General features: G+C 45.5%; 31 protein-coding genes and 1 pseudogene. 7 read left to right on the top strand and 25 right to left on the bottom strand.

The features are described 5' to 3' along the window. Positions 1 to 5: 5 nt before the first annotated feature. The 22 genes and pseudogenes from map to rpsJ form a co-directional block, all read right to left on the bottom strand. Entirely contained in the window at positions 6 to 764 is a 759-nt protein-coding gene (gene map / locus H740_RS10165; protein ID WP_002953675.1) for a type I methionyl aminopeptidase, read from the bottom strand. Next, entirely contained in the window at positions 764 to 2,026 is a 1,263-nt protein-coding gene (secY, locus tag H740_RS10160) for a preprotein translocase subunit SecY (protein ID WP_002953674.1), read from the bottom strand. Before secY ends, map begins: the two co-directional genes overlap by 1 nt. Then, the gene (gene rplO / locus H740_RS10155) at positions 2,026 to 2,427 is read right to left on the bottom strand and encodes a 50S ribosomal protein L15 (protein ID WP_002953673.1); all 402 of its coding nucleotides are present in this window, start codon (positions 2,425 to 2,427) and stop codon (positions 2,026 to 2,028) included. The genes secY and rplO overlap by 1 nt, the downstream gene beginning before the upstream one ends. Positions 2,428 to 2,436: 9 nt before the next feature. Further along, complete coding sequence (gene rpsE / locus H740_RS10150) at positions 2,437 to 2,880, bottom strand: 30S ribosomal protein S5 (RefSeq protein WP_002943402.1); 444 nt, start codon at positions 2,878 to 2,880, stop codon at positions 2,437 to 2,439. An 11-nt stretch (positions 2,881 to 2,891) separates the two neighbouring features. Continuing rightward, positions 2,892 to 3,248 carry a 50S ribosomal protein L18 gene (gene rplR / locus H740_RS10145; RefSeq protein ID WP_002953672.1) on the bottom strand — a complete coding sequence of 119 codons (357 nt, stop codon included), beginning with the start codon at positions 3,246 to 3,248 and terminating at the stop codon, positions 2,892 to 2,894. A 10-nt stretch (positions 3,249 to 3,258) separates the two neighbouring features. Further along, complete coding sequence (gene rplF, locus H740_RS10140) at positions 3,259 to 3,795, bottom strand: 50S ribosomal protein L6 (protein ID WP_002947097.1); 537 nt, start codon at positions 3,793 to 3,795, stop codon at positions 3,259 to 3,261. Positions 3,796 to 4,424: 629 nt separating this feature from the next. After that, a complete protein-coding gene (rpsH, locus tag H740_RS10130; protein WP_002943159.1) occupies positions 4,425 to 4,820 on the bottom strand; it encodes a 30S ribosomal protein S8 in 396 nt (131 codons plus the stop codon). A gap of 9 nt (positions 4,821 to 4,829) precedes the next feature. After that, positions 4,830 to 5,015, bottom strand: a complete 186-nt coding sequence (locus H740_RS10125; protein WP_002943090.1) for a type Z 30S ribosomal protein S14 — start codon at positions 5,013 to 5,015, stop codon at positions 4,830 to 4,832. A 1-nt stretch (position 5,016) separates the two neighbouring features. Then, the gene (rplE, locus tag H740_RS10120; RefSeq protein ID WP_002953670.1) at positions 5,017 to 5,562 is read right to left on the bottom strand and encodes a 50S ribosomal protein L5; all 546 of its coding nucleotides are present in this window, start codon (positions 5,560 to 5,562) and stop codon (positions 5,017 to 5,019) included. Between the two features lie 2 nt (positions 5,563 to 5,564). After that, a complete protein-coding gene (rplX, locus tag H740_RS10115) occupies positions 5,565 to 5,801 on the bottom strand; it encodes a 50S ribosomal protein L24 (protein ID WP_002953669.1) in 237 nt (78 codons plus the stop codon). Next, on the bottom strand, positions 5,801 to 6,169 hold the full coding sequence (gene rplN / locus H740_RS10110; RefSeq protein WP_002947105.1) for a 50S ribosomal protein L14: 369 nt from the start codon (positions 6,167 to 6,169) through the stop codon (positions 5,801 to 5,803). Before rplN ends, rplX begins: the two co-directional genes overlap by 1 nt. Further along, on the bottom strand, positions 6,169 to 6,420 hold the full coding sequence (gene rpsQ / locus H740_RS10105; RefSeq protein ID WP_002953668.1) for a 30S ribosomal protein S17: 252 nt from the start codon (positions 6,418 to 6,420) through the stop codon (positions 6,169 to 6,171). Before rpsQ ends, rplN begins: the two co-directional genes overlap by 1 nt. Before the next feature lie 10 nt (positions 6,421 to 6,430). Beyond that, positions 6,431 to 6,616 carry a 50S ribosomal protein L29 gene (gene rpmC / locus H740_RS10100; protein WP_002953667.1) on the bottom strand — a complete coding sequence of 62 codons (186 nt, stop codon included), beginning with the start codon at positions 6,614 to 6,616 and terminating at the stop codon, positions 6,431 to 6,433. Next, positions 6,603 to 7,027, bottom strand: a pseudogene (gene rplP, locus H740_RS10095) (50S ribosomal protein L16). Before rplP ends, rpmC begins: the two are co-directional and overlap by 14 nt. Positions 7,028 to 7,029: 2 nt before the next feature. After that, positions 7,030 to 7,731, bottom strand: a complete 702-nt coding sequence (gene rpsC / locus H740_RS10090; protein WP_002953666.1) for a 30S ribosomal protein S3 — start codon at positions 7,729 to 7,731, stop codon at positions 7,030 to 7,032. Between the two features lies 1 nt (position 7,732). Further along, complete coding sequence (gene rplV / locus H740_RS10085) at positions 7,733 to 8,065, bottom strand: 50S ribosomal protein L22 (RefSeq protein ID WP_002947114.1); 333 nt, start codon at positions 8,063 to 8,065, stop codon at positions 7,733 to 7,735. 9 nt (positions 8,066 to 8,074) lie between these two features. After that, complete coding sequence (rpsS, locus tag H740_RS10080) at positions 8,075 to 8,356, bottom strand: 30S ribosomal protein S19 (RefSeq protein ID WP_002953665.1); 282 nt, start codon at positions 8,354 to 8,356, stop codon at positions 8,075 to 8,077. A 2-nt stretch (positions 8,357 to 8,358) separates the two neighbouring features. Then, a complete protein-coding gene (rplB, locus tag H740_RS10075; RefSeq protein WP_002947117.1) occupies positions 8,359 to 9,189 on the bottom strand; it encodes a 50S ribosomal protein L2 in 831 nt (276 codons plus the stop codon). Between the two features lies 1 nt (position 9,190). Next, positions 9,191 to 9,472 (bottom strand): 50S ribosomal protein L23, encoded by a 282-nt coding sequence (locus H740_RS10070; protein WP_002953664.1) that lies wholly within the window; start codon positions 9,470 to 9,472, stop codon positions 9,191 to 9,193. 1 nt (position 9,473) lies between these two features. Continuing rightward, positions 9,474 to 10,088: a 50S ribosomal protein L4 gene (rplD, locus tag H740_RS10065; RefSeq protein WP_002953663.1), complete on the bottom strand. Its 615-nt coding sequence runs from the start codon at positions 10,086 to 10,088 to the stop codon at positions 9,474 to 9,476. Further along, complete coding sequence (gene rplC / locus H740_RS10060) at positions 10,085 to 10,663, bottom strand: 50S ribosomal protein L3 (protein ID WP_002953662.1); 579 nt, start codon at positions 10,661 to 10,663, stop codon at positions 10,085 to 10,087. The genes rplD and rplC overlap by 4 nt, the downstream gene beginning before the upstream one ends. A gap of 14 nt (positions 10,664 to 10,677) precedes the next feature. Next, entirely contained in the window at positions 10,678 to 10,989 is a 312-nt protein-coding gene (gene rpsJ / locus H740_RS10055) for a 30S ribosomal protein S10 (RefSeq protein WP_002947121.1), read from the bottom strand. Positions 10,990 to 11,395: 406 nt separating this feature from the next. Between rpsJ and H740_RS10050 the strand changes: the two genes are divergently transcribed. The 3 genes from H740_RS10050 (at position 11,396) to H740_RS10040 (ending at position 14,044) form a co-directional block, all read left to right on the top strand. After that, a complete protein-coding gene (locus H740_RS10050) occupies positions 11,396 to 12,490 on the top strand; it encodes a P-loop NTPase family protein (protein WP_002953661.1) in 1,095 nt (364 codons plus the stop codon). A gap of 11 nt (positions 12,491 to 12,501) precedes the next feature. Next, positions 12,502 to 13,383, top strand: coding sequence for a hypothetical protein (locus H740_RS10045; RefSeq protein ID WP_002953660.1), 882 nt, complete (start codon positions 12,502 to 12,504; stop codon positions 13,381 to 13,383). Positions 13,384 to 13,474: 91 nt separating this feature from the next. Then, positions 13,475 to 14,044: a ribonuclease HII gene (locus H740_RS10040; RefSeq protein ID WP_002953659.1), complete on the top strand. Its 570-nt coding sequence runs from the start codon at positions 13,475 to 13,477 to the stop codon at positions 14,042 to 14,044. A 138-nt stretch (positions 14,045 to 14,182) separates the two neighbouring features. Here H740_RS10040 and H740_RS10035 read toward each other — a convergent pair whose 3' ends face one another. The 3 genes from H740_RS10035 to dnaG all read right to left on the bottom strand — a co-directional run bounded on the left by H740_RS10035 (position 14,183) and on the right by dnaG (position 17,929). Next, on the bottom strand, positions 14,183 to 14,740 hold the full coding sequence (locus tag H740_RS10035; RefSeq protein WP_231679354.1) for a restriction endonuclease: 558 nt from the start codon (positions 14,738 to 14,740) through the stop codon (positions 14,183 to 14,185). 547 nt (positions 14,741 to 15,287) lie between these two features. Beyond that, positions 15,288 to 16,274 carry an argininosuccinate synthase domain-containing protein gene (locus H740_RS10025; protein ID WP_002953656.1) on the bottom strand — a complete coding sequence of 329 codons (987 nt, stop codon included), beginning with the start codon at positions 16,272 to 16,274 and terminating at the stop codon, positions 15,288 to 15,290. After that, entirely contained in the window at positions 16,271 to 17,929 is a 1,659-nt protein-coding gene (gene dnaG / locus H740_RS10020) for a DNA primase (RefSeq protein WP_002953655.1), read from the bottom strand. The genes H740_RS10025 and dnaG overlap by 4 nt, the downstream gene beginning before the upstream one ends. A gap of 63 nt (positions 17,930 to 17,992) precedes the next feature. On the opposite strand from dnaG, the gene H740_RS10015 reads away from it, so the two are divergent. From H740_RS10015 to aroC, 4 genes are read left to right on the top strand one after another with little or no spacing between them, the layout of a single operon-like run. Next, a complete protein-coding gene (locus tag H740_RS10015) occupies positions 17,993 to 19,018 on the top strand; it encodes a tetratricopeptide repeat protein (protein WP_034957981.1) in 1,026 nt (341 codons plus the stop codon). After that, positions 18,996 to 19,421 carry a ribonuclease HI gene (gene rnhA, locus H740_RS10010; RefSeq protein WP_002953653.1) on the top strand — a complete coding sequence of 142 codons (426 nt, stop codon included), beginning with the start codon at positions 18,996 to 18,998 and terminating at the stop codon, positions 19,419 to 19,421. The genes H740_RS10015 and rnhA overlap by 23 nt, the downstream gene beginning before the upstream one ends. 10 nt (positions 19,422 to 19,431) lie before the next feature. After that, the gene (gene rnc, locus H740_RS10005; protein WP_002946070.1) at positions 19,432 to 20,100 is read left to right on the top strand and encodes a ribonuclease III; all 669 of its coding nucleotides are present in this window, start codon (positions 19,432 to 19,434) and stop codon (positions 20,098 to 20,100) included. Beyond that, positions 20,097 to 21,317: a chorismate synthase gene (gene aroC / locus H740_RS10000; protein WP_002953652.1), complete on the top strand. Its 1,221-nt coding sequence runs from the start codon at positions 20,097 to 20,099 to the stop codon at positions 21,315 to 21,317. Before rnc ends, aroC begins: the two co-directional genes overlap by 4 nt. Positions 21,318 to 21,652 lie beyond the last annotated feature (335 nt).

Here is a 21,652-nt window from a genome sequence, read left to right as displayed (position 1 = left end):
AAATTTTACGCTAAGCTTAAAATCTCCGCACGTCCGTTCACGACCGCCATGCAGTGCTCGTAGTGGCTGGTTCTTAGCCCGTCTTTGCTAGTTACTTTCCATTTGTCAGGACCGATCACTGGAGTGCCGTCTTTTTGACAGATCATCGGCTCCACGCAAAATACCATTCCGTTTTTGATTTTAGGTCCCGATTTTGGGCTACCGCCCTCTAAATAATTTAAAATTTGCGGATCTTCGTGTGGGCGTCTACCGATGCCGTGACCGCAAAATCCCGTTAACGGAACGAATCCGCGAGCCCTTATAAATTTCTCGATTTCAAAACTAAGCTCTTTAAAGTGCATTCCCGCTTTTACGGTGTCTATCGCAAAATATAGCGCATCTTTAGCGCAAGCGATTAGCCTTTCGTCCTCGCGCGAAATTTGACCCACGCCCCAAGTCCTAGCCGAGTCGCCGAAATATCCGTTCAAATTTGAGCCGATATCGACGCTTACAATGTCGCCTTCTTGTAGTCTGTATTCGTTCGGGATGCCGTGGATGACTACTTCGTTTACGCTGATGCAAGCGGCGTTTGGAAAGCCGTAAAGCCCCTTAAATGCCGGCTTAGCGCCTGCGGCTCTTATCATATCCTCGCAAATTTTATCTATTTCGAGTAGTGAAATGCCTGGCTTGATCACGCTTTCTACGTAGTCAAGGGTTTGAGCGACGATTTTATTCGCCGCTCGCATCTTCTCTATGTCGTTTGGCTGCATAATGGTTATAGCCATTACAAGCCTACCGCGCTTAGAGTTTGATATTTATTCATATAAATTTGAGCTTCTATCCTTCGCATCGTATCAAGCGCGACAGAAACCACGATCAGTACCGACGTGCCGCCGAAATAAAACGGAACGCCCATAATTTTAACGAGCACCCAAGGCAGCGTCGAGATAAGTCCGAGATAGATCGCGCCGCTAAAAGTCAGCCTTGATGCGACCTCGTTTAGATAGCCCGCAGTGCCCTCGCCCGGTCTAATGCCCGGGATAAAGCCGCCCTGTCTTTTTAAATTTTCGCTGATATCCTTTGCATTAAACGCTATTGAAGCGTAAAAATATGCAAAAAATACAACCAGCAAGAACGTTAAAAAGTTGAAAAAATAGCTATTTGGATTTAAAAAATCGTGAATAGCTTGGATGTAAGGGTTGGTGCTAGCCTGCAAAATAGTGCTTGGGAACATCAAAATCGCACTGGCGAAAATCGGAGGAATAACGCCGCTTAAATTTACCTTGATAGGTATATAGTTCATGATGCGTTTGTTTTGATTTTCCATCACGACTTTACGTGAATAGCTCACCGGTACGCGTCTCTCGCCCATCTCGACGTAGATAACTATGCCTACCGTGACCAAGATAACAAGCAAAATTACGATAACTACAAGGAAGTTCATCTCGCCCGTATTTACCAAATTTACCGTTCCGCCGATGGCTGAAGGTATGCCGCTAACGATACCAGCGAAGATAATAAGGCTGATGCCGTTGCCGATACCGCGCTGCGTGATCTGCTCGCCTATCCACATCAAAAGCATAGTTCCAGTTAGCATCGAAGCTGCCGCAATCGCGATAAATAAATTCATATCTATCATTATCGCGTCCTCTCCGCCTCTGCCGTGAAGGCTCTGAAGCCCCATACTAACGCCTACTGCTTGAACAAGCGTGATACCGATAGTGGCGTAGCGGATGATCTGCATATATTTTTGCATGCCGTCGCGGTCTTTTTTCATCTTGCCCAAATTTGGGAAAGTAGCCGCTAAAAGCTCCATAATAATCGATGCCGTGATGTATGGCATAATGCCTAGAGAGATGATACTGAGGCGTTCTGCGGCCTTACCGCTGAACATATTAAATAGTCCCAGCGCATTTGCTGAATTCGAATCGAAAAACTCTTTAATAACATTGACGTTTACGCCAGGAACCGGCACGTATGCCAGTATCCTGTAAGCAAATAAAAATGCCAACGTGATTAAAATCTTGTTGGTCAATGTCTTATTCATTACGCACGTCCGCTAACGGTTACGTTCTCGTCTTTGATTTTCGAAGCCAAATCTTTTGCGCTCACTCCGATCAATTTGATTTTCTTGACGCTGCTTGAAATTTTGTGCACGGTAGCGATAGTAGCGATAGTGATCTCGCTTAACTCTTTTACTACAACGATTTTTTCTACGTTGATTACGTAAGGTTTTTCAAATTTAGAAGCGAAGCCTACTTTTGGAAGGCGTCTTTGAAGTGGTTGCTGACCACCCTCGAAGCCTCTTTTCTCGTTGTAGCCTTTTCTAGCTCTTTGACCTTTGTGTCCTTTGCCTGCGGTTTTACCTTGACCGCTACCTTGACCGCGACCTAGTCTTTTGATTTGTCTAGTCGAGCCCTCGGCAGGTTTTAAATTTTCTAGTCCCATATCTTCTCCTTAGCCTTTAAGCATGCTTAGCGCTTTTAAAGTAGCGCGAACGACGTTTGCCGAGTTGTTTGAGCCAAGCGATTTTGTTAGGATGTCCTTGATGCCCGCAAGCTCTAGAATAGGACGAGCGCTACCGCCCGCAATCACGCCCGTACCTTCGCTAGCAGGGCGAAGTAAAACGCGGCTAGCGTTAAATTTAACCTCTACGTCGTGAGGTATAGTCGAGCCTTTTCTTTTTACCTCGATGATGTTTTTAAACGCGTCGTCGACGGCTTTTCTCATAGCGTCCGGCACCTCTTTTGCTTTACCGAAGCCAAAGCCTACTAGGCCGTTTCTGTTTCCTACTACGACAAGAGCCGTAAATCTAAATCTACGACCGCCTTTTACGACCTTTGTAACGCGGCCGATATCAACCATTACTTCTTCGAATTCTTCTCTGTTATATTTTTCCATAGCGATTTTCCTTATAGTTTGATACCGTTTTCACGTAATGCGTCTGCAAAAGCCGCTACGACTCCGTGATACAAATAGCCGTTTCTGTCGAATAATGCCGTTTCTACTTTTTTAGCTTTTAGAGTTTTTGCAAATTCTTTAGCTAAAGTTACGGCGCCTTCTTTGTTTGCTTTTACGCCTAGCTTTCTGCCGTCGGCTGCCGCTAGAGTTACGGCTGCTACGTCGTCGATAGCTTGGACGTAAAGAGTTCTGTTTGATTTGAAGATAGAAATTCTAGGCAATACCGCAGTGCCGGAAATTTTGGCTCTGATTCTTCTTTTTCTCTTGATTCTAAGAGCGAGTTTTCTTTTTAATACATTTGCTGTCATTATCTATCCCTTACTTCTTAGATGTCTTACCGGCTTTGCGGATGATGCGCTCTTCTACGTATTTAACGCCCTTGCCCTTATACGGTTCAGGCGGTCTGTACGCTCTGACTTGAGCTGCGATCTGGCCTACCACTTGCTTATCGTCGCCTTTGATAGTTATGATGTTTTTCTCTACGCTGATTTCAACGCCTTTTGGCACTTCGTGATTTATCGGGTGAGAAAATCCTAAAGTAAGCTCAAGTACCTGGCCTTTAGCTGCGGCTTTGTAACCGACGCCGTTGATCTCAAGCTGGCGAACAAAACCTTTTGTAATGCCGATGACGATATTGTTTGCAAGCGCTCTATAGGTGCCCCAGTAGGCTCTATCTTGTCTCTCGTCGCTCTTTGGAGAAAATACTATGTGAGCATCTTCGACTTTAACGTCTACGTGCCCTTTTGTGTCAAGCTCTTTTGAATGAGCGCCTTTTTTAAATTTAAGGACGTTGCCTTCTACGCTGACCTCTACTCCGCTTGGAATAGCTATCGGCTGTTTTCCTATACGTGACATTTTTTTCCTTTTTACTTGTCTAGGGTATGTCTACTTTTACGAATGGATACCGCAATACCATAAAAATAGAAATGAATCGAAGCGATAAAAACCGCTTCAAACACTTTAATTTTCTCGTCAAATTTGACTTGTTTTTCAGAGTTATTTTCCAAAATTTAGCACCAAATTTAACATCGTCGTTTTTAAATTTAGCTTTGGCAAATTTGGATAAATTTGCAAGCCGAGCTAAATTTGGGAAGCTTTTTAAATTTTAGCTTCCGATTTTAAATTTTATAAATTTGACGGCGAAAGTTGTTCGTGAATCTTATAAACTACGAAAAGATGCCTAGTCAAATTTCATTTCAACGCAATCCGAAACGCCGCCTCGTCGCAAATACCACAAGGCTATCGAATCAGACTACATTTTAATAATATCGAATTGACATCTTGCTACAAAAACAAGCCCATCAATTCAAACTTTATTTCAAAGTAATCTAAAACGCTACCCCGTCGTAAATACGACAAGTCTACCGAACTAGATTACATTTTCTAGGATGCAACAACGATGCCCCCGCCGGAAATCCGGGAAGCCTATCGTTTAAGCTTCACTTCAATGATGCGAAAACGATGCCCCACATCGTTTTCGTTCATTACCACACAGAGCAGAGGATTTCGCCGCCTACGCCAGCTTTGTGAGCGTCTTCATTGCTTAAAACGCCTTTGCTGGTGCTAACGATGATCGTTCCGTAGCCGTTTTTAAATCTCTTGATCTCGTCTTTTCCTTTGTAAACGCGGCGACCCGGGCTTGATACGCGTTTAAGCTCGTTAATCACGCTTCTGCCGTGCTCGTCGTATTTTAAAACTACGTTTATAAATTTCTTTTTATCTTCTTCTACGACGTTGTAGCTCTCGATATAGCCTTTAGCCGCAAGGATAGATAAAGTAGCCTCGACGACGTTTGAATGAAGAAGCTTCGTAGTCTCGAGTCTTCTCATTGCGGCGTTTCTAATGCGAGTTAGTCCGTCTGAAATTAAGTCGTTTAACATTTCTCTTCCTTACCAGCTTGCTTTTTTTAGACCCGGGATTAGTCCCTCGTTAGCCATTTTCCTTAGGCATACGCGGCAAATTCCAAAATCTTTATAAACCGAATGCGGACGTCCGCAAATTTGGCATCTCGTATAGCCGCGAACCGTAAATTTAGGCTTTCTGGCGGCCTTTGCTATCATTGATTTTTTCGCCATATTACTTTCCTTTCGCAAACGGCAAACCAAATAGCTCAAGCAATTTGAATGCCTCTTTGTCGCTGTTTGTCGTCGTGACTATAACTATATTCATGCCGTGAGTGCGTAAAATCTTATCATACTCGACCTCCGGGAACATTAGCTGTTCGTCAAGGCCGAAGTTGTAATTTCCGCGTCCATCGAAACCGTCTTTCGGAAGACCTCTAAAGTCTTTAACTCTCGGTAGCGCGATAGAGATTAGTTTATCTAAAAATGCAAACATATTCTCTTTTCTAAGCGTAACTTTTACGCCGACGGGAAATCCCTCGCGCACTTTAAAGCCCGCAACCGATTTTTTAGCATCGGTAACTACGGCTTTTTGTCCTGCGATTAGCGAAATAGTATCGGCGATGTTTTGAAGTTGCTTTTGATCTTTAGCAGATTCGCCAGCGCCTACGCTTATCACGATCTTTTCGATCGCAGGGATTAGCATAGGATTTTTGATGTCGAATTCTTTAGCCAAAGCAGGCTTTACGACCTCGTTATATTTAGCTTTTAATCTATTCATTTTCAGCCCTCAACTTTTGCAACGTTTGAGATATCAATAGGCATCTCTTTATTGATAAAGCCGCCGTTTGGGGTTTTTTCGCTAGGTTTTATAGCTTTTTTGGCTACCTTGCAGCCCTCGACGATGACTTGTCCTTTTTTGGCTAGGACGGATAAAATTTTACCTATTTTACCTTTGTCGTCGCCTGCGATGATCTTAACGGTATCGCCTTTTTTTACTTTAAATTTAACGTTAGCCATTATAACACCTCCGGAGCAAGCGAAACTATTTTCATAAAGTTAGCGTATCTAACCTCACGGCCGACCGGTCCAAAGATACGAGTACCGATAGGCTCGCGTTTGTTATCTAGGATGACGGCTGCGTTTTCGTCGAAGCGGATTAGCGAGCCGTTATCTCTTTGAACCTCTTTTTTAGTTCTAACGACGACCGCTTTTACCACTTGACCTTTTTTGATCTTGCCGTTTGGAAGCGCCTTTTTGACAGAGCAAATGATAACGTCGCCAAGCGTCGCGTATCTTCTCTTGCTGCCGCCCAAAACTTTAATGCACATTAGCTCTTTCGCGCCGCTATTGTCGGCAACCGTAAGCCTCGTAAAAGATTGTATCATTACTCAACCCCCGTCGCTAAAATAGTCTTTAAGCGGAAAGATTTTTTCGCGCTTAGCGGTCTGCATTCGATAGCTACGACCGTATCGCCCGCTTTTGTCTCGTTCTTTTCGTCGTGAATCATATATTTTTTAAAGCGTTTTACGAATTTGTGGTATCTTGGGTGCATAACGCGCCTCTCAACCAAAATCGTAGCCGTCTTATCGCCGGCCTTTTGTAAAACGACACCTTGAATTTCTCTTTTTAATGCCATTTCTCACCCCTTACTTTGAAGCGCTAATTGCAGTGTTGATTTGCGCTATTTCCTTGCGGACAGCGCTAATCTCGTTAGGGTTGCTTAGCTGCATAGTTTTTAGCTTTTGTCTTAAAGTAAATAAAAGCACCTTTTTCTCTTTCAATAACGCGTTAAGTTCTGCAACGCTTTTGTCTTTAATATCAGTATATTTCATTTTCACTCTCTCGCGTTACGATTTTAGTCTTAAACGGAAGTTTGTGGATAGCTAGAGTTAGAGCTTCACGCGCTAATTCCTCATCTACACCAGCCATTTCGACTATTATACGACCTGGTTTTATATTCATAACCCACTCTTCGACTCCGGCTTTACCTTTACCCATACGAGTTTGTAGAGGCTTTTTGGTTAACGGCTTATCTGGGAAAACTCTGATCCAAGTTTTGGCTTGGCGTTTTACGTGGCGGGTTAGACCCCACGAGCCGCTTCGATCTGGCGCGAATTTACGCGGCCTGCTTCTACAGCTTTGATTCCAATCTCGCCCATAGCAAGATCAGCGCCGCGAGTAGCTTTACCGCGGTTTCTGCCTTTCATCTGTTTGCGAAATTTAGTTCGTTTTGGCATCAACATGATTATTTACCTCTTCTTGCTCTGCGCGGTTTTTTTTCGGCTTTTTCTTCTTCGTTCTTTTCAGGTTGAACGCCTTTTTGAAGAACCTCACCTTTAAATATCCACACTTTTATACCTATGTTTCCATAAGTCGTATGCGCTTCAGCAACGCCGTAATCGATCTTAGCTCTTAGGGTATGAAGCGGAACGCGACCCTCTAAGTACCACTCGGTTCTAGCAATCTCAGCGCCGCCAAGACGTCCAGCGACTGAAATTTTGATACCTTTAGCGCCTGATTTTTGAGCGCCTTGCATAACTTTTTTCATCGCGCGTCTAAATGCAACGCGTTTTTCAAGCTGCATAGCTACGTTTTCTGCAGCTAGCTGAGCTGAAGCTTGAGCTTTTCTTTCTTCTTTGATATTTACGTTTACTTCTTTGTTGATTAGCTTTTGGATATCCTCTTTAAGCTTCTCTACGTCAGAGCCCTTTTTGCCGATGATAATACCAGGGCGAGCTGCTACGACGGTTACGCGGATTTTCTTAGCGGTTCTCTCGATCAAAATTTGAGAAACGCCCGCGTAGTAAAGTTTCTTTTTCAAGAAAGCGCGAATTTTGTAGTCTTCGCCGATATTTTCAGCCAAAGTTCCTTTAGCAGGAAACCATCTTGACTCCCAGTTGCGGTTTATTCCTAGTCTTAGACCTATCGGATTTACTTTCTGACCCATATTACGCTTCCTTCTTTTCAGGTTTAGATACTTCTACTAAGATATGAGAAGTCGGTTTGCGGATTCTGCTTGCGCTTCCTCTCGCTCGCGGTCTAAATCTTTTTAATACTGGTCCTGCGTCTACGCGGCAGCTTGTCACGATAACCTCTTCAGGCTCGAATCCACCGTTAGCTACCGCCGAGCTGATAGCTGTAGCGATAAATTTGGCGCCGCGGTTTGGCATAAAGCTAAGGCTAGCTAGCGCAAATTCGGCGTTCATGCCTTGTACTTCTCTTGCGATTAGTCTGGCCTTAGTCGGAGATAGTCTTACGAATTTAATAATTGATTTGCTCATCTTATCCCCTTACTTACCGATTTTCTTTTGCACTGAGCCTTTGTGACCCTTAAATGTGCGCGTAGGAACAAATTCGCCTAGTTTATATCCGATGTGGTTTTCCGTAACGTATACTGGAATGAAGCTCTTGCCGTTATGAACGTTAAACGTTAGGCCTATCATTTCAGGCACTATCGTGCTGCGTCTAGACCATGTTTTTATCGGCTTGTTATCGCCCGCTTTTTTAGCGGCAACGACTTTTTTTATTACATGCTCATCGACAAAAGGTCCTTTTTTGAGTGATCTTGCCATCTCTATTTACCTTTCCTTCTTGAAATTATAAGCTTATCGCTAGCCTTCTTGCGGCGAGTCTTAGCACCTTTAGTCGGTTTACCCCATGGAGTAACAGGATGACGGCCAGAGTTTTTCTTGCCCTCACCACCGCCGTGCGGGTGATCTACCGGGTTCATCGCAGAACCACGAGTTTGAGGACGGATACCTCTGTGGCGATTACGTCCGGCTTTACCGATAGTTACGTTCGCCCAGTCTTCGTTACCTACTACGCCGATACTAGCCATGCACTCTGCGAGTACTTGTCTCATCTCGCCGCTTGGCAAGCGAAGCATTACATATTTTTCCTCTTTACCCATTAGCTGAGCGTAACCGCCGGCTGAACGAGCCATCTGAGCGCCCTTGCCAGGTTTTAGCTCCACGTTGTGCACGATAGTACCAACCGGGATGTTTCTTAGTTTCATCGCGTTGCCAGGTTTTATGTCTAGACCTGCCTCGGCTGCTGCTACGATATCGCCAACGTTTAGTCCGTTTGGTCTGATGATGTAGCGTTTTTCGCCGTCTTTATAAGCGATAAGCGCGATACGGCAGTTTCTGTTCGGATCGTACTCGATAGCTTCGACTTTACCTTCGATACCAAATTTGCGGCGTTTAAAGTCGATGATTCTATAAAGCTTCTTCGCTCCGCCTTCTTTATGTCTAGAAGTTATTCTTCCGTTGCTATTTCTACCGCCGCTTACAGGGATCTTTACAAGCAAGCTTCTCACGCTAGGTTTAGCAGTGATATCCTCGCTCGATAAGCCCGTCATAAATCTGCGGCTAGGTGTATAAGGTTTATAGGTTTTTATCGCCATCTTACGCCTCCGTGTTTTCTAGGCTTGAGCCTTCAGGCAACTGAACGTAAAATTTCTTTATCTCGTTGCGTTGTCCTTCTCTTCCTTTGAAACGCTTAACTTTTCCGTCGATTCTAAGCGAATTTACGCGAAGTGGCGTTACCCCAAAATATTCTTTCAAAATTTCTTTCAGCCTATTTTTAGTCATCTTAGGCGAAGTTTGTATAACGACCACGCCTTGCTCTTGAAGACCGAGAGTTTTTTCCGTATATAAAATCGTTTTGATATCAGTTATATCTGCCATTTCAGCCCTCTTTTATTATAGTTTCAAGTGCGGCCTTCTCGATAACGACGGCACCGTAAGTCGCCACTAAGTAAGCGTTTATCTCGCTCGCATCGATTAGATAGCAGTTTGATAGATTTCTAAACGCCAATAGCGTGTTGTCGTCAAGCAGATCTTTTACGACCAAAGCGTCTCTCAAATTTAACGCGCTGATTACTTTAGCAGCGTCTTTAGTCTTACCACTTGCGATCTCTATGCTATCTACCGCGAAAATTTTACCCGCGTTAGCTTTTTCGTTTAGCGCGAACTCAAGCGCCAATCTTTTTTGCTTTTTATTGACCTTTTGGAAGTAGTTTCGCTCGTTACTCGGACCAAACGCCACCGCGCCGCCTACCCAGACGTTAGTTCTGGTTGAGCCCGCTCTAGCGCCGCCGCGACCTTTTTGTCTCCACGGTTTTTTACCGCCACCGCTTACGAAAGCTCTGGTTTTAGTGTGAGCCGAATTTGAACGCATACCAGACAAATAAGACTTAACGTAAAGATATAGGTTGTGCGGGTTGATCTGGGCGTAATTAGCCGGTAGATCAAGCTCACTAGCTTTTTCAAATTTTTCGTTTAATACGCAAACTTTACTCATTTTACTATCCTTATTCTGCCCATTGCACCGTTATAGCCAGCGACGCTACCTTTTAAAACCAAAATTCCGTTTTCGGCGTCAAAGCTTACGATCTCGTTTTTAACGGTAACTTTTTCGTTTCCGGTGTGTCCGGCCATCTTCATACCAGGCTGAACGCGTCCCGGCCACTCGCGGTTACCGATAGAGCCGTGTCTTTTGTGGAAGCGAGAACCGTGGCTTTTTGGGCCACCCGCAAACCCGTGTCTTTTCACGACGCCTTGATAGCCTTTACCTTTTGAGCTGAAGCTAACTTTTAAAATTTTAGCCGAGCTAAGCGGACTAAAATCAAGATCGCCTGCCTCTTTGTTTGCGACTTCTAGGGTTGCGAATTTATTAAATTCCGCCGTTAGGCTATATTTTTTTTGCTGACCCTCTATGGCTTTATTTTTTGCTTTACCTTTAGCATAAGCTACTATCGCGCTGCCGCATTCGCTCACTTCGCAAACTTTAGCGTTTACGACCCTTAGAAGTGTAACAGGGATGCTCGGGTTATTAACCGTTCTGCTCATGCCTATTTTTTCTACGATATATTCCATCTTTCACCTCGCCTTTATTTGCCCATCGCGCGGACTTCGACGTTAACCTCAGGGGCTAAGTCAAGCTTTGTTAGCGAGTCGACGGTATCGGGCGTAGCCGCTACGATATCTAGCATTCTAGCGTGAATTCTCATTTCAAACTGCTCGCGTGAGTCTTTGTTGATGTGTGGTGATTTTAAGACCGTGTAGCGTTTGATCTTCGTAGGCATCGGCACCGGACCTCTGACGTCGGCGCCCGTTCGTTTGACAGCTTCTACTATGGCTGCAACTGTGCGGTCGAGAACTCTATGGTCATAAGCTTTAAGCTTAAGCCTGATTCTTTCCATTTTCTTTCCTTTGAATAGAACTTGTCGCAAACATACGACACTTCTTACTTATGTAAGAGACTCGGATTTTATCCAAATGGCTTTTTAATGTCAATATTTTGAGCAAATTTGATGAAATTTAATAAAATTATTTCCTTTTTATAAGGAAGTTTTTGCAAATTTGGCTGAAAACTTGAAGCGAAATATTTAAATTTGATTTTGGATAAATTTGAGCGGGTTTATTTGGGCGCAAATTTGGTTCGGATAAAATTTTGCTTTCGAAGTGTCTGCGTTTTTTCTCGCACAAATTTAATGTATTTTCTTTTAAAAGCGGTAAATTTTAGATCATCTTTTGAGATAAAATTTTAATTAGCTTCCTCTTTATAAGGAAACTTCACTATAATTTTCCAAATTTAAAAGGCAAAAAATGCAAATCCTAAACGCACTTTATCAAAACCCGCCCAAAAATATCAAATTTATAAATAGAAAATTTGAGATCACGGCACCAAAAACGCTGATAAAAGGCGGTATAGGAAGCGGCAAAACATCTCTAATCGCGGGCTTTTTGTCGGCATTTGAGAGCAAAGAGTTTTTGTACGTAAATTTAGGCGACCTTCGCATAGATGCGGATGAGATTTTGTCAAATTTGCCCGAGTTTTTACGCCAGAATCCGCAGATAAAAATTCTAGCGATCGATGATTTCGAGCAAAGATTTCAGGAAAAATTTGAGCCAGTTTTGGAGCTAAATTTATCAAATTTTATCCTAGCCTCGCGATTTAGAGACGTAAATTTAAGCGGCTTTAGCGAGCTAAATTTGGATTTTTTAGACTACGAGGAGTTTATCGCCTTTTTTTCGAAAAAGATCGATCCCGAGACGCTTTTTAGCCACTTTTTGCTTCACGGCAGGAGCCCAGCATCGGCCTTTTGTGACGCCGAAAACGTCGCGGCAAATCTACAAACCGCGCTAAAATCATCGCTCTCTGCCACACAGCTAGCCATGCTAAAAGAGTGCGCAAAGGCTCAGGCGCAAAACGTGAGCGTCTTTGAGATTTTTAGCACTCTAAAATCCACCCGAAAAATCTCAAAAGATAGCGTCTACGGCGCGCTTAGCGAGCTGGAAAACATGAGCGCGGTTAGTCTGGTAGAAAAATTTAACGAGCCAAACGCCGCAAAGAGGCTTTATTTTAACGATTTTGCGTTTAAAAGCGCGCTGAGCCTAAAAAAGGACTTCGCTAAAAACTTTAACAATACGGTTTTTTGCGAGCTAGCCAAATTTAACGAGCGGGTTTTTTATACGAAAGAGCTTGATTTTTTCCTGCCAAAAAGGAAACTTGCGATTATTTGCTCGCCGTTTAGCGATGCGGATTTGGTCTTTTTAAAATTTAAAAAACTGCACGCAAATTTAAAAATTTTAGGTATAAATAGGCTACAAGCAATCAGCGTGGCAAACTCGGGCGAAACGAGCATAGAGGGCATAAAATGCGAGGTCGCGCCGTTTTCTCGCTGGGCGCTGGGCATATAAAAGGAGCGATTATGAGAGCGGTTGCGGCGATATTTTTGGCCTGCGTTTTGGCGCTAGGCTACGAGATCAGACACGAAAATGAGGGTAAAATTTATAAATTTGCCGGCGAGGCGGACGGGAGCAAATTTGAGCTCTACATCAGCGAACTTGAGGCCGAGTTTGAAAATTTTAGCGATAAAGGCGTCGTTTTACCGCCCAAATTTCAAGGGCACGCTTTTTTTGAGGGTGCCAGATACGACTTCAGTAAAGGCGGCATCGAAAAATCAGGTGCCGATATAACGGCCGTAAACGTGGTCACCGAGTGGCTAAATCTAAGCGTGAAAGCGGATAACGGCGAACTAACGGGCAAACTAGCGATCAGAGGCAAGGCGCGAAAGGCCGTGATAAAACAGGTCGCGAGCTATGATTTTGCCGCGCTCGGACTGCAAGAGATAGGGCGAGACGCAGCGCGGTTTGAAGCCGTAGCGAGCGACTTTTACTCGCCTAAATTTGCACAAAATAACAAAAAATCTCTCGCCGTAAAGCTTGAAAATTTTAAATCGGCATGGCTCAAAGACCCCTCAAACAGCGCCGCAAGCGCACTAAATAGCCTCGAGTATCAAAACGGCAAAATAAGAAGCGTCTGCGAACTAGGCGCAAGCGGAAAAGTCTGCAAAACCGTCTGGCTCAAAAACCTAAAAAAGATAAATTTAAGTGACGTTTTTAAGGATCTAAACAATGCAAATTTGACGGCACTCTTCGCAAAAGAAAAGATAACTCCGAGCGAAAATTTTACGCTCTCGCCAAGCGGGATTACATTTTTTGACGGTGCGACCGGCGGCAAAAACAGCGAAATTTCGCTACCGTTCGAGCCCGTAAAAGAGCATTTAAAGCAAAATTTCGGGCTGTTTTAGCCAGCTTTTCCGCCAAAAAAGGAAACTTTGAAAAAATGCAACACAAAATTTGATAACTTAAATTTTGCAAAATTTATTTGAAAGCGTAGTGATGAAAAACAAATTTGACGCCCAAATCTGCGGCATCGACGAAGCGGGTCGCGGTGCGCTGGCTGGACCTTTAGCAGTAGCTGCATGCGTGCTAAAGCGCGAGATAGCGGGCCTAAACGACTCAAAAAAACTGACTGAAAAGCGGCGCGAGGAGCTGTTTCGCGAGATCATCAAAAGCTCGGAATTTCTCATCGTCTATTTTTCAAACAAAGAAATCGACGAACTAGGCCTTAGCGAGTGCCTCAGACGCGCGCTGCGGCTGTTTAAGGCACATTTTGCAGGCTGCGAGCTGCTCTACGACGGCAACGCAAACTACGGCACCGGCATAAAAACGATGGTCGGAGCCGACGGCAAGGTCGCGCAGGTAAGTGCGGCCAGCATCCTAGCCAAAGTAAGCCGCGACGCGCTGATGAAGGCGTGGGATGGCGTGCATGCTGGCTACGGATACGCCGCACATAAGGGCTACGGCACGAAGGCGCATCTGAACGCGGTAGCAAAACTAGGCGACTCGCCGCTGCAAAGGCGCAGCTTTCGCGTGAAAAGCTTTGAGAGCGGGCTATTTGACGAATGATTTTTTGATATAAAACGAGTTTTTAATTTTTAGGCGATAAGTAGTTTGTCCTAGCCCGCGCATCTAACTTCAAGAAATCGCAATTTGCAATCATCTATCGTGCGTCATCCTTAAACTTTTTAATCAAATTTGAGCAAATCAGCTACTTGCAAGCAGTTTTTCTAGCTTACGATTCTTAAAGAATTTGACGATGTCAAACGCGATCTTGGCAGCCAGAAGTGCCAAAAAAACGTGTCTAAAAGCATAGAATTTTCTTAAGTATTTATGCTTTTTCATGAGCTTTAGAGTGAGCATTTTTATCGCTTCTATCGGCTTTTTGATAGCTTCGCCGATCATTTTGTCTTTTATCTCATGCACGACGAGAGTGGTGATGGTTTTTAGGTATTTTTTAGTTTTGGGCGCGGGTAAATTTTGCGTCGCAGTTTTGCCGTAAACGTCGCCGATCCAAGCTTCAAAATTTTGCCGAGCATTTTTGCTTTTTAAGAGTTTTTCACCGACTTTGCTTATCTCGTAAATCCCGCGCGAAGTCTTTAAAACGATCCTTTTTTCTTGCGGCAAAGCTTGAATTTTAGGGCTGTTTGCTATGGCGCTTAAAAGCGCGTCCGTTTTGCTCTGGCTCGCACCCGTTTCGCCCGATAAAAACTCCGCTATCTCTTTACGACTCGCCTTTTTTCTCTCGTTTAAAAACTGCGCCAATAAAAACAATCCTTGATAATCCATCGCAAAAACTCTCATTATTATATTAAAATGAGAATTATACTTAAAATATCTCAAAATAAAATAAAAGCCAGTATCATTTTGATTTTGGCGCGTTGAGCGATAAATCAAAATTTGAGCTTTTTACTATATTTTTGGCATAAAACAAAGGACTTGAATTTCGAATTTGGGATTAATCTGCATAAAAGCGTGGTATCTACGGTAAAATTTACCAAATCGTGCAGGGCAGTCTAGCTAACGCGAGTCGGTAAAATCACGAAAAATAGTAAAATTTACCGACTAAATTTAAGCTCCAAAAGAATAAAAACCAGTTGTATGTCCACCTAAATTTACGGTTTGAGCTTTTAGCAAAACAAGTAAATTTAGGCTCAAAGTAGCCAGAAATTGGTGCCAAATTTAGCTCGCGAGCAAATCCAAATTTGAGACAGCAAAGGGTATTTTGCCAAATTTTAGCCGCCAAATTTACTGCGAAAGCAACCTCAAATTCGGCGTCAATTTATTTAGCGGCGAGCTTTTTAAGGTAAATTTAACTAACAAAAAACTCCTGCGCAGCATGCTTGCTCTCAAAAGGCTTCACGCAAATTTCGCGCTCGCCGATCCTAGATCGCACTGCCGTATCCTTATCCGCTCTGGTGTAGGTAAGCGCCAGCCGAACGGCAAGCTCGAGGTCGGCTTCGTTAAATTTAGCATCTACGAAGCTCACCGCGCCCACGACGCCCTCGTCAAATTTGATCTGCGTAAATTTCGGATTATTTAAAGCTAGCAGTTTGGCGTTATCGTTTTCGTCGCGGCCTATGACCATTTTGGTGCCGTTTGTTAGGCGCAGATGGCGTCCGATGCGCAGTAGCTGCATATCCGCGCTCGTCATATCCGGGTCAAATTTGATGAAATCTTTGATTTTATTCGCAAAGCTCTCGATCGTGAGCAAGCACCCGCCGCCCGGCGTCTCATACTCGCTAAAGCCAAACTCTTTCGCAAGCGCGAGCTGTCTTTTGCGGTCGCGTCCGCTGATGGCGAGCAGTTTGCTGCGATCGACCCAGCCTTCGCGCTCGGGCTTTGTGAGCTTCATCAGCTGCGCAGACATCGGACGCAGGATGAGATCATCCTCGTCGCCGGCAGCGTTTTTGACCTGCGCCATCGCGTCGCGTCTCTGACTCATCGGACGCTGGCCGATCACCTCACCCGTCGCGATAAAGTCCGCACCCTCCGAGCGCATCATCGCAAGCGCTGTTTTAAACATATATCCGTGGCAATCGATGCAGGGGTTAAAGTGCTTGCCGTAGCCGTATTTTGGCGTGAAAAGCACGTCGCGCAGGTATTCGTTTCTGATATCGATTATTTTAAGCTCGGCTCCGGCTTCGTTCGCGCGGCGACGTAAAATTTCCGCCTTTTTCTCGTCGCCGCTAAAGCCGATATCGATGTGGATCGCCGTGACGTTGATGCCTTGGGCTGTCAGCAGCTTGATGGCGATCATGCTGCCCAGCCCGCCGCTAAATAAAACTAACGCTTTCATTTTTTAAGTTCCTCGATAATTTTTTTTATTTTTGATAGTATTTGTTTTTTTTCCTCTAAAGGAATTTGTTTTGCCGAATATTCTTTGTGCAAATTCTCGTAAAATCTCACTTTTAAAATAACTATATTTTTTAAAATTTCATCCTCGTCTTTAAAGGCGTCGTAGTTTTCAAACATCAGCTCGCGCACGGCGGGATCGTCCGCATTAGCCCCCTGTGCGACCGCTTCGTAAATATCTCTGTGCCGGACGAAATACTCCGTTTTTAAATTTTCTAAAACATTTTTTTTAAAATTTGGATTTTCGATCATCGTTTTTAAAAACCGAATTTCAAGTATATCCTTACGCCCGCGCTGATTTTTACCCAAATTTTGCATTTCGTAGGCTTGCATGCGCTCCTGAGCGGCTTGCGTATTTGCACCTCTAGTTAGCCGAAACGACCCCTCGGCTATCTTTAAAATTTTAGCCACGAGCGGCGCGTAGGAGTTTGCGACGACGGGTTTTAGACTCGCCGTAAAGGCCTGGATCGCTTCTAGCGCCTTTTGCTTTTGCACGGGGCGCGAGAGGTCAAAGCCGCTAGCTAGATGCCTGATGTAAAATTCGCCGATCTCCATGCCGCTTTCAAAAATTTGCCGCAGATACTCTATCTTGCCCGCTACCACCATATCGGCCGGATCTGCGCCGCCCTCAATAATGACGACGCTGCCGTCGATTTCGTTTTGCGCGAGCAGCAGAGCGGACTTCGTCGCGGCGTTTATGCCCGCGTCGTCGCCGTCAAAGCATAAAATAACGCTGATCTCGCCGCGTTTTAAAAGCGGCAGGTGCTTCGTCGTGAGCGCGGTTCCAAGGACGGCTACGACGTTGTTAAAGCCCGCCTTGTGCAGCATGATGACGTCCATGTAGCCTTCGGTGATTATGATCTGATTTTTGGTGAAAATTTCGCGCTTCGCCAGGTGATAGCCGTAAAAAAGCGTTGATTTATCAAAGACCGCGGACTGGGGCGAATTTACGTATTTCGCTGGGTTGCCGCTGATCGTACGTCCGCCAAAACCAACCAGCCGCCCCGCGTGCGTGTAGATAGGAAAGGTGATACGGTTTATGAAACTCGCGTAAATGCCGTTTTCGTTTTGCTTTACGATGCCGACTTCTAGGGCTTCTTTGGGCTCTATTTGCTCGTTTTGCAGTAGCCTTATCGTTTGCGCGCTTTCAGGCGCGAAACCTAGTTCAAATTTATCGATCAGCTCGTCGGTTATACCGCGCGAGTAGAGATACTCCACGGCCGCGGGCGTTTTATAAAGTAGCGAGCGGTAAAAGGCGTTTGCGTTTTCTAGGATGTGCTTGTTTTCCTTCGCCGGTTCGCCGCCGCGCACGTAGTTTAGCGTGAAATTTTGCAGTCCGGCGATCTTTTCGACGGCTTCGGGGTAGCTTAGCTTTTCGTAGTCCATCACGAATTTGATCGCGTCGCCGCCGGCTTTGCACGAAAAGCAGTGAAATATCCCGCGCGTCGGGCTCACGCTCATGCTCGGGTTTTTATCGTCGTGAAACGGGCATACGCACACGAAGTTCGCGCCGCTTTTTTTCAGCGGCAGATAGTGCCCGACGACATCGACGATATCGGTTTGCGCTTTTAGTCTTTCTATTGATTTTGGATCGATCATAAGCGAGATTATACAATCGTTTTGCTATAATCGGCGTTAAATTTGACTTTAGAAAGCGGCATTTTGGATATATTTTTTATCGAATTTAGAGACCCGATTTTCGGTCTAGTGGTGCTAGTCGCCGCGGTGCTCGTGATCGCCGTTTTTAGCTACGCGTGGGGCGTTTTTAAGAGCAAGGACGAAAAGGCGGAGATCGCGGGATTTTTAAAAAAATTCGGCAAATCTCAAGGCCTGAGCGACGAAAACAAGCAGCTTTTGATAAACTCGGGCGCGGATACGGCTACGATGTGCTTTTTGGCGGGGACGTTTTCAAAAAGCGGGTATTTTGAAAAGGCTATCAACGTCTATGCCGTGGCTTTGGAGAGGGCTAAAAACCGCGCGGCAAAGGAGCAAATTTTTACCGATCTTGGCCAGACTTATTTTAAGGCGGGCTTTTTAGAGCGCGCAAAAAGCGTCTTTTTAGAGGCGCTAAAAATCTCCCCGCGAAATCAAATCGCGCTAAAATCTCTAACGATAATTTTCGAAAAACTAAAAGACTACGAGGGCGCGTTGCAGGCTTTGGACGCGTTGCAAGAGCTCGGCGAGGGCGTGAGGGCGCAGACGGCGTACATCAAGGCGCTGCAAATTTTATCGGATAAAAGCAAAGACGAAGCGGTGAAAATCAACGAAATTTTAGCGCTAAAGGACGAATTTGCACTCGTGCGCCGAATGGCGATGGAGAGGTTAAATTTAAACGGTTCGGGGCTTAGGGATTTTGCCGATTTCCCGCCGCTTGAGGATGTTTTGGACTTAGTTTATTATCAAAACTCGCCCGTAAATTTAACCGATCCCGAGTATAAGAGCCTGTTTTTCATCAAAGGCTTGAGCGACGAGGACGGCACGCCGCTGGGTTTTGAGCTAGAGGTTTTAAAGAAGCTAAAAGCGGCAAACTACGACAAGGCCGCGCTTAGCTTTAACTACGTCTGCAAGAGCTGTAAAAACGCTTTTCCGATGCATTTTTACCGCTGTCCGATGTGTAGCGAGCTAGGCAGCGTGCAAATTTTGCCTCACATCACGGAAAAATCCGATGAAAACAGTATGCCTTTTTAGCGACGGCTCGTGCCTGGACAACCCCGGCCCCGGCGGCTGGGCGTACATCCTAGAGTACGGTGAGCACAAAAAAACGGCAAGCGGCGGCGAGGCGCACACTACAAATAATCAAATGGAACTGCGAGCGGCAATCGAGGGGTTAAAAGCGCTAAAGCAGCCCTGCCGCGTAAAGCTCTACACCGACAGCTCATACGTTGCAAACGCCGTAAATACGTGGCTAGAGGGTTGGGTGAAGAAAAGTTTTAAAAACGTAAAAAACGTACCGCTGTGGCAGGAATATCTGGCCGCTAGCGAGCCGCACGAGGTCGAGGCGATCTGGGTCAAAGGCCACGCCGGACACCCGCAAAACGAGCTTTGCGACGAGATGGCGCGCGAGCAAGCCGTAAAGATAAAAAAAGCTTAAAAGGCGAATAATGCGAAATTTGGAAGAGAAATTAGGATATAAATTTAAAGACGAAAAGCTGCTAAAAACCGCGCTCACGCACAAAAGCGTAAAAGGCGGCGCAAACAACGAGAGGCTCGAGTTTTTGGGCGATGCAGTGATGGATCTGGTGATCGGGGATTATCTTTTTCACAAATTTTCGCGCCTAAGCGAAGGCGATCTAAGCAAACTGCGCGCCGCGCTCGTAAACGAAAAAAGCTTCGCCGAGCTGGCTAAATATCTAAATTTGGGCCAACTCATCAACATCTCGCCGGCCGAGGAGCACAACGGCGGACGGCTAAAAGCTTCGATCCTATCAGACGCTTTCGAGGCGCTGATGGGCGCGATCTACCTAGAAAGCGGCTTTGACGCCGTGCGCGCGGCTAGCCTAAAGGCCTTTGAGAGATGCTATCCCGATATAAATTTCGACCGCATGGTAAAAGACTACAAAACCGCGCTGCAAGAGCTCACCCAAGCGCGCTTTGCCGAGATACCAAAATACGTGCTGGTCGGCTCAAAAGGCCCCGATCATAAGAAGGAATTTGAGATCGCGCTGATGCTAAACGAGCGAGAGATCTCGCGAGCCGCGGGCAAAAGCAAAAAAGAAGCCGAGCAAAAAGCCGCTAAAACCGCGCTTGAGATTTTAGGAGAGGGCAAGTGAATACCTTTGGACGCAAACTGACGCTAACGACGTTTGGCGAGAGTCACGGATCGGCGATCGGAGGCGTACTAGACGGTTTTCCTGCGGGCGTTCGTATTGATCTAAATTTTATCCAAAGCGAGCTTGATAAGCGAAAACCGGGAGGCTCGAAATTTGCTACGGCAAGGAGCGAAGGCGACCGCGTCGAGATTTTAAGCGGCGTGTTTGAAGGCGTCAGCACGGGCACTCCGATCGGCTTTATCATCCGAAACGAAAATCAAAAATCGGGCGATTATGAAAATTTACGCGAACTCTTTCGCCCCGGGCACGCCGACTACGCCTACTACCGCAAATACGGCATCCGCGACCACAGAGGCGGCGGACGCAGCTCGGCTAGAGAGACGGCCGTGCGCGTGGCAGGCGGAGCGATAGCTCAAATTTTACTGGGAGAGTTTGGCGTCAGCGTGCAAAGCGGCGTGGCGAGCGTGGGCGAAATTTCGTGCGGCGAGCGGTTAGACTTTGATCTCGCGGCGCGCTCGGAGATATTTTCGCTGGGCAATGAAGAGGCGATGAAAGAGGAAATCCTAAAAGCCAAGCGTGATCACGACAGCGTCGGAGCTAGCGTCGCGACGGTTATCCGCGGCGCGTCGGCCGGGCTTGGCGAGGGGCTATACTATAAATTTGACGCGGCAATCGCGGCTGCGATGATGGGCATAAACGGAGTCAAAGCCGTAGAGATCGGCGAAGGCGTAAGTGCTAGCAAGATGCGCGGCAGCCAAAATAACGACTCGATGGGCGCGGCGTATGCGGGCGTAAATTTGACCGACTCGGCTCTAGGCGGCTCGGGTGGGCTATCAAATTTAAACGGCAGCAAATTTGACGAATGCAAAAGCGAGGCGGACGGCGCGGCTTGCTGCGGGTCAAATTCGGACGAAAAATTCGGATTCGCCTCAAATCACGCGGGCGGAACGCTGGGCGGCATGACGAGCGGACAAGAAGTCGTGATAAAGACGCATTTTAAGCCGACTCCGTCGATATTTTTATCTCAGGCGACGCAAAACGTGTGCGGAGAGGATACCCTCTGCGAGCTGCGCGGGCGGCACGATCCGTGTATCGGAGTGCGCGGCAGCGTCGTAGCCACCGCGATGGCTAGACTAGTAACGGCCGATATGTTACTTTTAAATTTGAGCGCAAATCTTGCAAATTTAAAGAAAATTTACGGCAAGTATAATAAATAAAAATAGAGGCCTAGAAAGACCTTATCAATTCAAAATCCCTAAAAAACCTCTATATTTATTTACTTCGAAAACTCCCAAGTATTTTAAATATGCCCGTTTTGCTTACCAGAAAAACTCCAACGGAGTCAATTTTAACCTCGTATTCTCTAAAACGCGGCGATATTTTAGTTTGTTTCAAACTCCAACGAAGTAAATTTTAACCGATTTCTCGCAGTTTAGATAGTTTTGAGAAGGCTTTGCTTCAAACTCCAACGGAGTAAATTTTAACAAGGTTTTTCAGATACTGAATTCAGACTACACGAAACGTTTCAAACTCCAACGGAGTAAATTTTAAC

It is taken from the genome of Campylobacter showae CC57C, assembly GCF_000344295.2.
GTDB lineage: Bacteria > Campylobacterota > Campylobacteria > Campylobacterales > Campylobacteraceae > Campylobacter_A > Campylobacter_A showae_B.
This window is presented reverse-complemented; position numbering and strand designations above follow the sequence as displayed.

Excerpts from the sequence above, each read along its gene's own strand:
- rnhA (WP_002953653.1), top strand. The coding sequence starts at position 18,996 with ATGAAAACAGTATGCCTTTTTAGCGACGGCTCGTGCCTGGACAACCCC.
- H740_RS10050 (WP_002953661.1), top strand. The coding sequence starts at position 11,396 with ATGCAAATCCTAAACGCACTTTATCAAAACCCGCCCAAAAATATCAAA.
- rplO (WP_002953673.1), bottom strand. The coding sequence starts at position 2,427 with ATGGGACTAGAAAATTTAAAACCTGCCGAGGGCTCGACTAGACAAATC.
- rpsC (WP_002953666.1), bottom strand. The coding sequence starts at position 7,731 with ATGGGTCAGAAAGTAAATCCGATAGGTCTAAGACTAGGAATAAACCGC.
- H740_RS10070 (WP_002953664.1), bottom strand. The coding sequence starts at position 9,472 with ATGGCAGATATAACTGATATCAAAACGATTTTATATACGGAAAAAACT.
- rnc (WP_002946070.1), top strand. The coding sequence starts at position 19,432 with ATGCGAAATTTGGAAGAGAAATTAGGATATAAATTTAAAGACGAAAAG.
- H740_RS10125 (WP_002943090.1), bottom strand. The coding sequence starts at position 5,015 with ATGGCGAAAAAATCAATGATAGCAAAGGCCGCCAGAAAGCCTAAATTT.
- rpsS (WP_002953665.1), bottom strand. The coding sequence starts at position 8,356 with ATGGCAAGATCACTCAAAAAAGGACCTTTTGTCGATGAGCATGTAATA.
- rplV (WP_002947114.1), bottom strand. The coding sequence starts at position 8,065 with ATGAGCAAATCAATTATTAAATTCGTAAGACTATCTCCGACTAAGGCC.
- rplN (WP_002947105.1), bottom strand. The coding sequence starts at position 6,169 with ATGATACAATCTTTTACGAGGCTTACGGTTGCCGACAATAGCGGCGCG.
- H740_RS10040 (WP_002953659.1), top strand. The coding sequence starts at position 13,475 with ATGAAAAACAAATTTGACGCCCAAATCTGCGGCATCGACGAAGCGGGT.
- rplR (WP_002953672.1), bottom strand. The coding sequence starts at position 3,248 with ATGACAGCAAATGTATTAAAAAGAAAACTCGCTCTTAGAATCAAGAGA.
- rplF (WP_002947097.1), bottom strand. The coding sequence starts at position 3,795 with ATGTCACGTATAGGAAAACAGCCGATAGCTATTCCAAGCGGAGTAGAG.
- rpsJ (WP_002947121.1), bottom strand. The coding sequence starts at position 10,989 with ATGGAAAGAATCAGGCTTAAGCTTAAAGCTTATGACCATAGAGTTCTC.
- H740_RS10045 (WP_002953660.1), top strand. The coding sequence starts at position 12,502 with ATGAGAGCGGTTGCGGCGATATTTTTGGCCTGCGTTTTGGCGCTAGGC.
- dnaG (WP_002953655.1), bottom strand. The coding sequence starts at position 17,929 with ATGATCGATCCAAAATCAATAGAAAGACTAAAAGCGCAAACCGATATC.
- rplB (WP_002947117.1), bottom strand. The coding sequence starts at position 9,189 with ATGGCGATAAAAACCTATAAACCTTATACACCTAGCCGCAGATTTATG.
- rplE (WP_002953670.1), bottom strand. The coding sequence starts at position 5,562 with ATGAATAGATTAAAAGCTAAATATAACGAGGTCGTAAAGCCTGCTTTG.
- rplD (WP_002953663.1), bottom strand. The coding sequence starts at position 10,088 with ATGAGTAAAGTTTGCGTATTAAACGAAAAATTTGAAAAAGCTAGTGAG.
- H740_RS10025 (WP_002953656.1), bottom strand. The coding sequence starts at position 16,274 with ATGAAAGCGTTAGTTTTATTTAGCGGCGGGCTGGGCAGCATGATCGCC.
- rplX (WP_002953669.1), bottom strand. The coding sequence starts at position 5,801 with ATGGCTAACGTTAAATTTAAAGTAAAAAAAGGCGATACCGTTAAGATC.
- rpsE (WP_002943402.1), bottom strand. The coding sequence starts at position 2,880 with ATGGAAAAATATAACAGAGAAGAATTCGAAGAAGTAATGGTTGATATC.
- secY (WP_002953674.1), bottom strand. The coding sequence starts at position 2,026 with ATGAATAAGACATTGACCAACAAGATTTTAATCACGTTGGCATTTTTA.
- map (WP_002953675.1), bottom strand. The coding sequence starts at position 764 with ATGGCTATAACCATTATGCAGCCAAACGACATAGAGAAGATGCGAGCG.
- rplC (WP_002953662.1), bottom strand. The coding sequence starts at position 10,663 with ATGGAATATATCGTAGAAAAAATAGGCATGAGCAGAACGGTTAATAAC.
- rpsQ (WP_002953668.1), bottom strand. The coding sequence starts at position 6,420 with ATGGCATTAAAAAGAGAAATTCAAGGTGTCGTTTTACAAAAGGCCGGC.
- rpmC (WP_002953667.1), bottom strand. The coding sequence starts at position 6,616 with ATGAAATATACTGATATTAAAGACAAAAGCGTTGCAGAACTTAACGCG.
- rpsH (WP_002943159.1), bottom strand. The coding sequence starts at position 4,820 with ATGTTAAACGACTTAATTTCAGACGGACTAACTCGCATTAGAAACGCC.